Source organism: Xenorhabdus eapokensis (genome assembly GCF_001908105.1).
The window spans coordinates 1-353 of record NZ_MKGQ01000197.1 but is presented as its reverse complement, the minus strand read 5'-3'; the positions used below and the strand labels follow the sequence as shown (position 1 = coordinate 353).

Below are 353 nucleotides of genomic sequence, written 5' to 3'. Positions count from 1 at the left end.
ATTCCAGCAGGTCACTTATATAGGCACTTATCTTATTTGGGCGGACAGAATACAGGAAAAACAATTACGTTCAAAAAAGATTCCGAATAGGCTCTAAGGAATGAAATGCAGCTGAAACGCGAACTGGCCCACAATGCCATTCTGACCATTATTGAGCGAGACACCCAACGTATCAGAATGCATCCGCAAAAACAGGTGCCGGACAGCACCGATGTCCGTTTTTATCAACTGGAAGCGCCAAATCGTGAGCGCAGGTATAGCAGAATCATCATAATTTGACATATTCAATATGCTCCGTAAATAGCTCATCAACTGAACATCTTTTTTGCCTCCTGATCGCTTTTGCTCCTCCC

General features: G+C 43.6%; 1 protein-coding gene. It reads right to left on the bottom strand.

The genetic code is table 11. The features are described 5' to 3' along the window. Positions 1-93 precede the first annotated feature (93 nt). Positions 94-353: hypothetical protein (locus Xedl_RS37600; protein WP_208605118.1), on the bottom strand; the 260-nt coding region annotated here is incomplete at its 5' end.